Annotated in this window: 1 protein-coding gene; it reads left to right on the top strand. The window is 64.5% G+C overall.

Features of this window, described 5'->3' with window-relative positions:
• The first annotated feature begins 160 nt into the window (after positions 1 to 160).
• Positions 161 to 1,162: an IS110 family RNA-guided transposase gene (locus LPW26_RS25295; RefSeq protein ID WP_238738528.1), complete on the top strand. Its 1,002-nt coding sequence runs from the start codon at positions 161 to 163 to the stop codon at positions 1,160 to 1,162.
• Positions 1,163 to 1,180 lie beyond the last annotated feature (18 nt).

The following is a 1,180-nucleotide window of genomic DNA, read 5'->3' as shown; positions in this document are numbered from 1 at the left end:
CCTTGTATTAGCGCGAGCTGCTATCTTTCATCGTTCCTTTCGAGGAATGCCCCGTTCCGGACGGCCATCCGGAACGGGGCGCCGGTCGTCGGATCGTGAGCGCCTCAGCCTTTCGGGCTGATCCTGAGCAAGATCGCGATCGGCTCTTCATCAGGCCCGGATGGTTGAAGGAACCGAGGGTTCGCATCACAAGGAAGGGATGACGAAGATGGCCAAGCTTAGCATGGTCTGCGCCGGAATCGACATCGGCAAGTTCAAGCTCGACACGGCGATCAACGGGACCAGTGAGTACCTGCAGGTCGACAACTCGCCCGAGGGCCACGCCGCCTTGGCGGCCTGGCTCCGCCGACACCGGGTGAAGCGGGTCGGAATGGAAGCCAGCGGAGGCTACGAACAGCCGGTGATGGCGGCGCTGCGACGCGCCGGCTTCGTCGTCGTTTGTCTGCAGCCGATGCAGGTCCGCGCCTACGCGATCTTCAAGCTGCAACGGGCCAAGAACGACAGGATCGACGCCGCCTTGATCGCGACCTGTACGGCCGCGGTCGCGGAGGTTCGGCCGCCGCCGGACCCGCGGTTTGCAGCCCTTGCCAGCCGTCTGACGATGATAGAGCAGATCACCGAAGACGTCGCCCGACTCAAGACCCGATGTGAAGCCTGTCGCGACACGCACGGTCTCGAGTTCTGGCAGGCTGAGATTGCCCGCCTCAAAGCCTGCATCCGCGCCGAACTCAAACAGCTGATCGCCGACATCCGGATCCACCCGGACCTCGCCGCGCGGCTTGACCTGATCACCAGCGTAGATGGCGTCGGTCTGCGCACCGCCGTCGCCGTGCTGATCCGGATGCCTGAGATCGGGAACGTCAGCCGCGAACAGGCCGCAGCCCTGGCCGGCCTCGCTCCCTATGACGACGACAGCGGAAGCCGGGCTGGCCAACGCCACATCGCATTCGGCCGCGAACGGCTTAGGACCAGCCTCTACGCCGCCGCCCTGCCAGCCGCCTTCAAGTGGAATCACCAGCTCGTCGCCAGCTACCGAAGCCTGACGGCCAGAGGCAAGCCTCACAAACTGGCCCTGGTCGCCTGCGCCCGAAAGCTGATCATCTTCATCAACACAGTCGTCGCCCGCGGCACCCCGTGGATCGCCAAATCAGCCGCGATCTAATGGTTGCTCAGGATGACG

This window comes from Rhodopseudomonas infernalis (assembly GCF_022271405.1).
Lineage (GTDB): Bacteria > Pseudomonadota > Alphaproteobacteria > Rhizobiales > Xanthobacteraceae > Rhodopseudomonas > Rhodopseudomonas infernalis.
The sequence above is the reverse complement of the archived record's forward strand: the minus strand, read 5'-3'. Positions and strand labels throughout refer to the sequence as shown.